Annotated in this window: 4 protein-coding genes; 3 read left to right on the forward strand and 1 reads right to left on the reverse strand. The window is 62.3% G+C overall.

What is annotated here, in order from left to right; all coding sequences use genetic code 11:
* The first annotated feature begins 198 nt into the window (after positions 1–198).
* Positions 199–1488, forward strand: a complete 1290-nt coding sequence (locus tag AAFX91_RS39055; protein WP_130578531.1) for a dicarboxylate/amino acid:cation symporter — start codon at positions 199–201, stop codon at positions 1486–1488.
* A gap of 12 nt (positions 1489–1500) precedes the next feature.
* Complete coding sequence (locus tag AAFX91_RS39060; protein ID WP_130578532.1) at positions 1501–2439, forward strand: amino acid ABC transporter substrate-binding protein; 939 nt, start codon at positions 1501–1503, stop codon at positions 2437–2439.
* Between the two features lie 113 nt (positions 2440–2552).
* Here AAFX91_RS39060 and AAFX91_RS39065 read toward each other — a convergent pair whose 3' ends face one another.
* Entirely contained in the window at positions 2553–3503 is a 951-nt protein-coding gene (locus AAFX91_RS39065; RefSeq protein ID WP_349644872.1) for a RimK-like protein, read from the reverse strand.
* A gap of 290 nt (positions 3504–3793) precedes the next feature.
* On the opposite strand from AAFX91_RS39065, the gene AAFX91_RS39070 reads away from it, so the two are divergent.
* A complete protein-coding gene (locus AAFX91_RS39070) occupies positions 3794–4567 on the forward strand; it encodes a ferredoxin--NADP reductase (RefSeq protein WP_394570057.1) in 774 nt (257 codons plus the stop codon).
* Positions 4568–4928: the final 361 nt, after the last annotated feature.

Consider the following 4928-nt stretch of genomic DNA (forward strand, 5'->3'; position numbering starts at 1 on the left):
AGGCTTCCTCCTAAAAGAAAGCCTTGAATCACGTTCAATCTGATTTGAGAATCCCAAGAGTCCACACGGCCTAGTCCCCGCGTGTCTATTCCACAACTGGAACATGCAGCAATGCGCGCGCAGGTCGAAAGCGTGTTGCGCCGGTGCGTAAATCTGCCACACTCCATCGCTTGCCGGGTGACTTACGGGAGTAAGAACATGTCGAGCAGGTTTACGCAGTACATTCTGATCGCGATGGCGCTTGGCATCGTGATGGGGGCCTTTGTCTACAACTTCCTGCCCGATAGCCGGGCCGAGATCGCAGCCGACGTAAACCTGATCGCGATGTTGTTCCTGCGGCTGATCAAGATGATCATCGCGCCGCTGGTGTTTGCGACATTGGTCGGCGGCATCGCGCATATGGGCCCTGGCGCACGGCTCGGGCGTATCTTTGCGAAGACCATGGGCTGGTTCGTCAGCGCCTCCTTCGTCTCGCTCCTGCTCGGCCTCGTCATGGTCAACCTGCTGCAGCCCGGCGCCAATTTCCCGGGCACGCTGCCTGACAAAGGCCAGTCGACCGGCCTGCCGGTCTCGGCCTTCTCCTTTGAAAAATTCCTGATCCACCTCGTGCCGACCTCGATCGCGGATGCGATGGCGCAGAACGAGATCCTGCAGATCGTGGTGTTCGCGGTGTTCTTCGCGGTCGCGCTCGGCGCAATGCCGGAGCGGGCGAAGCCGATCATGGCCCTGATCGACGACCTCGCCCATATCATGCTGAAAGTCACGAGCTATGTGATGCTGTTCGCGCCGCTTGCGGTGTGGGCCGCGATCATGGCGACGGTGTCGAAGAACGGACTTGGCGTGCTCTGGAAGCTCGTCGTGTTCATGGGCGGCTTCTACGTCTCGCTTTTGATCCTGTGGGGGATCCTGGTCGTGGTCGGCTTCATCGTGATCGGGCCGCGCTACAGCCATCTGTTGCGGCTGATCCGCGAGCCGCTGATGATCGCGTTCTCGACCGCGTCGTCGGAAGCCGCCTATCCGAAGACGCTGGAGGGATTGAACCGCTTCGGCGCCTCGTCCCGGATCTCGGCCTTCGTATTGCCGCTCGGCTATTCCTTCAACCTCGACGGCACGATGATGTACTGCACCTTTGCCAGCATCTTCATCGCGCAGACCTATCATATCGACATGTCGCTCGGCACCCAGCTCGCGATGCTGGCGACCTTGATGATCACCTCCAAGGGCGTCGCCGGCGTGCCGCGCGCTTCCCTCGTCGTGATCGCCTCGACGCTCAGCCAGTTCGGCATTCCCGAGGCGGGCCTGTTGATGATCATGGGCATCGACACCTTCCTCGACATGGGCCGCAGCGCCACCAACGTGATCGGCAACTCGCTCGCCACCGCCGTGGTCGCGAAGTGGGAAGGTGAGCTGAAGGAAGAGCACGAGCTCGGGCCGGACGATGCCGTGCCTTCCGATGCGGTGCCGGGTGACGCGGTGCCGGCGCATTGACGGGAGAGCTGCATGCATCAGCCCCCAAGGAAAGCGACAAGGAAGGCGATATGGGCCGGCTGCCTGTTGCTGGTAGCATGTCTGCTGGCAACGCCGGCCGCCGCCCAGACGGCAAGCGAGGGGCTTAGCCCGACGCTTGCCAATATCAAGAACACGCATGTGGTGCGGCTCGGCTACCGCGAGAGCTCGCCGCCGTTCTCCTTCCTCGACCATTCCAACCGGCCGATCGGCTACAGCCTCGAACTGTGCGAGGCGATCGTGGAGGAGATCGGCGTCGAGGTCGACGATGCCAATCTCAGGATCGACTACGTCAAGGTCACCTCCGACGACCGCATTCCTGCTGTTGTGCAGGGCAAGATCGATCTCGAATGCGGGTCGACCACGGCGAATTCCGAGCGGGCCAAGCAGGTCGCGTTCTCGCCTTTGATCTTCGTCGCCGGCACCAAACTGATGGTGCCGAAGACCTCCGCCGTCTCGGGGGTAACCGATCTCAAGGGCAAGACCGTGGTGGTGACCAAGGGCACCACCAACGAGCAGGCCATGCATAATGTCGACAAGAAGTTCTCGCTCGGCCTGAACATCGTGACCTCGCCCGACCATGAGCAGTCCTACCAGATGCTGGCCGACGGCAAGGCGGATGCGTTCGCGACCGACGACATCCTGCTCTACGGCCTGATCGCGCGGCACAAGTCGCAGGACAGGTTCCGCGTGGTCGGCGACTACCTGTCCTACGATCCCTACGGCATCATGTACCGCAAGGGTGAGCCGCAGTTGAAGGACGTGGTCGAGCGGACCTTCCGCAAGCTCGGCTCCGGCCGCGACCTGATCCCGCTCTACAACAAATGGTTCATCGCACGGCTTCCGACCGGCGAGCGCCTCGACGTCGCGATCTCGCCGCAGCTCGAGGAAGCCTTCAAGGCGCTGAATGATAACGAGGGGACGAGCAATTAGCGCGATTGCGTGGGCGAACGCGTAGGGTGGGCAAAGCGAAGCGTGCCCACCTTTCTTGCACCGAACGTGGATGGTGGGCACGCTTCGCTTTGCCCACCCTACGGCACTGATGCTTACGCAAACACTCTATCCAGCGCCGCTTCATACGCGGCATAAGCCAGTTCCGGGTGCGAGCGGCTGAGCGCTTCCATCTTCACGCCGGCGTTGACTTCAAGGATCCGCCAGGCGCCGTCGGTGCGTACGACGTCGATCGAGCCGAAGCGGATGCCGATCGCGCGGGCGGCCTTGATTGCCATCTCGATGCAGGCGTCGCGCGTCTCGCCCTGTTTCAGCAGCACCGGCCGCGCGCCGGAATCGAGGTTGTGGCGCCAGTTGAGGATGCGCCGCTCGCCCTCCGGGACGATCGCATCGAGCTCGGCACGCCCGATCTCGGCGATCAGGCCGGGCAGCGCGGTCGATCGCCGCTCGGCCGGCACGGCCGCGAGCGCAAGCTCAAGCAGCGAATGCCTGCCGTCGCCGATCACGAACGGGCGTTCCTTGCCGTAGACCACGACCGGGAGATCATCGACCAGGACGACGCGGATTTCATCCTCGATCTCGACATAGGGCGAGATGGCGAGGCTCGGATAGGCCGCCAGGATCCTGCCGACCGCGAGCTCGAGCGCACGCTTGGTCGTCACCCGGAAGACGCCGTCGCCCGACGTGCCCTCGTTTGGCTTGACGACGAGGCCATTGGGATGCTCGGCCAGCAGGCGCAGCATCGTTTCCCAGGAGCCGGGCGCACGCGTATAGGCTGCAAGCTTCGGGCCCAGGAACAGGGTGTGGGGGATGCAGAGCACGCCGGAACATTGCAGCATCTCGGCGGTGGCCGCCTTGTCGTTGGCGATCTGGTGCGCGACCGCGCTGTTCAGCCCGACGTCATAGGCGAAGGCGAGGTGCCGCCGCTCACCACGTTGCATGACGATCAGCCAGCCCTCCGACCGCACCTCGACCGTAATGTTACGGGCCAGGCAATATTTCGTGACCGCGTCGACGAAGATCCGCTGGCTGATTGGGATCGCCAAGTCGATTTTCCTCTCTCGATGGCGCGCTGTGGAATTAATTGCTTGATCGGGATCGTTTCCAGCAAGTTAATTGCGTCGTCCCGGAAACCTTAACAACGATGTTTTGAACCATTCTGCGAAATCAATCGACAGCCATGCCGAGTTCGCAATTGCACAATGGATGAATTCCATTATGTGTGTCAGCGGCGCGACGGGCAGGCGGGCTTTCCCTTGATGTCAGTCAATTTCGTGCGGTCGAGCAGCCGCTACTCGACCTCGTTTATGTAAGGTCAATCGGAAAAACCAGACACATGAGCGCGTTCTATCGAGAGAAGGTACTTTCTGTTCGTCACTGGACTGATACGCTTTTCAGCTTCCGAGCCACCCGCGATACCGGCTTCCGCTTCCAGAACGGCCAGTTCGCCATGATCGGTCTCGAGATCGATGGCCGGCCGCTGCTGCGTGCCTATTCGATGGCGAGCGCCAATCACGAGGAAGAGCTCGAGTTCTTCTCGATCAAGGTTCAGGACGGTCCGCTGACCTCCAAGCTGCAGAAGATCCGGGAAGGCGACATCATCCTGGTCGGCCGCAAGGCGACCGGCACGCTGATCACCGACAATCTGATCCCCGGCAAGCGGCTGTTGCTGCTGTCGACCGGCACGGGGCTGGCCCCGTTTGCGAGCCTGATCAAGGACCCCGAGGTCTATGACCGCTACGAGACCATCGTGCTGGTCCATGGCTGCCGCCAGGTGGCCGAGCTCGCCTATGGCGAGGAGCTGGTCGCCAATCTGCGCGACGACGAATTGTTCGGTACGCTGCTCGCCGAGAAGCTGCTCTATTATCCGACCGTCACGCGCGAGCCGTTCCGCAACCGTGGCCGCATCACCGACCTGATCACCTCGGACCAGCTCTTCAACGACATCCACCAGTCGCCGCTCGATCTCGAGACCGACCGCATCATGATGTGCGGCAGCCCAGCGATGCTGGAAGACCTGCGCAAGCTGTTCGAGGGCCGCGGCTTCGCCGAAGGCAACCACAGCGCGCCCGGCCATTTCGTGATCGAAAAGGCCTTCGTCGAGCGCTGAGCTTTTCTGCTCAAGGCCACCCTCTCCGCCGTCATTCCGGGGCGCGCGAAGCGCGAACCGGGAATCCATTTCTCCGCGGGCGTTTGCGGCCCGGTGGATTCCGGGCCCATCGCTGCGCGATGTCCCGGAATGACGGCGGAGGGCGGCCGCGTTCTCCTTCGTTGCAGCGCAATACAACACCCCGGACCGGGTGGCATCGGTGTCACATCCGTGAACCCGAAGGCCGATTATACCGTATGGCAGATGGCGCGGGATGGATTAGGCTCCCCCGCCCGCCAACAACAATCGTAAGCGGTAAGAGCTCCCACGTCCGCAGTGATCAGCGGGCGCGTGCGTAGCGGATCGGCATCCAGTATTGGCG

This window comes from Bradyrhizobium sp. 31Argb (genome assembly GCF_043638955.1).
GTDB lineage: Bacteria > Pseudomonadota > Alphaproteobacteria > Rhizobiales > Xanthobacteraceae > Bradyrhizobium.

Bases quoted from the DNA above. Each gene is read 5' to 3' on its own strand.
- AAFX91_RS39055 (WP_130578531.1), top strand. From the start codon at position 199: ATGTCGAGCAGGTTTACGCAGTACATTCTGATCGCGATGGCGCTTGGC.
- AAFX91_RS39060 (WP_130578532.1), top strand. From the start codon at position 1,501: ATGCATCAGCCCCCAAGGAAAGCGACAAGGAAGGCGATATGGGCCGGC.
- AAFX91_RS39070 (WP_394570057.1), top strand. From the start codon at position 3,794: ATGAGCGCGTTCTATCGAGAGAAGGTACTTTCTGTTCGTCACTGGACT.